The sequence below is a fragment of the Oleiphilus sp. HI0125 genome (assembly GCF_001635355.1).
In genome coordinates this window covers 1-1018 of the sequence record NZ_LWGF01000266.1, presented here as the reverse complement: position 1 = coordinate 1018, position 1018 = coordinate 1, and the positions used below count along the sequence as shown (strand labels likewise).

Annotated in this window: 1 protein-coding gene; it reads left to right on the top strand. The window is 41.8% G+C overall.

The features are described 5' to 3' along the window. Positions 1-1018 (top strand): hypothetical protein (locus A3762_RS27020; RefSeq protein ID WP_197469006.1); only part of this gene is annotated, 1018 nt, incomplete at both ends.

Genomic DNA, 1018 nt, shown 5'->3' with positions numbered 1-1018 from the left:
TTACGATGAAGCCGAAGCGTTGATTGAAAAAGCCGAACTGATTAATCCAGATCAGGTTATGACGCAATATTACAGAGCTCAGGTTTACGACAAAACAAATAGAAAGGTCGAGGCTGACAGACTGTTTAGTAATTTAATAGCGCAAGGGCATGAACCTTCAAAATTTTCACTTTCGTTGTTGTGTTTCAGCATTGGAGATTGGGATCGTGCATTTGAATTATATGAAAATCGTCCCGTTGCTTTGTGGCTGAAGCAGTATTGTGAGTCTAACGGTGCGTGTTATTGGGATGGAGCTTCTGATCTAAAGAATAAGCATGTATTGGTTTATGCAGAGCAAGGATTAGGTGATCAGATTCGTTATGCGTATTTCATAAAACGATTGGTGGCGGAGGCTAAGAAGGTCTCAATTATTTATGATGCGAGGCTTTACCCAGTTATTCAGCACATGTACCCAGATGTTGAGTGTTTGGCGACTGAATCGTTAACTCCGGAAATTTTGCATGATGTATCGCCTGAATTTTGTCTTTGCGTTGGTAGTTTAGGCTTGCGATATAGTGATGGCTTATATGACTCGAAACTTCTCGAAGACGGCTTTTTTTCTTATGAGGGTGATCAGTCTGATCTTCCTGTAAAAGACAGTTCAAAACCAATCATAGGGTTATGTTGGCGAAGCATCAAAATTCTGAAAGAGAGAAACGAGTGGTATTGCACTGCGCAGGAATTTGCGCAGATGTTATCAGGTATTGAAGCGACATTTATCAGTCTTCAGTATGGGCTCAGCGATGAAGAACGTGAGGCTTTTAGATCTGAAGGGCTAGAGTTAATAGAGCTCTATGGCATTGACTTGAAAGATGATCAGGCATCACTAGCTCATATCATCTCTCAATTAGATTCGGTGGTGTCTGTTTCCACAGCGATGAGCGAGCTTGCAGGAGCTTGCGGAGTTCCTGTGCTCACATTGGCGATCGAAAACATTCGTTGGTTTATGGCTGAAAAACATGTGTCAGGCTTTTATCCT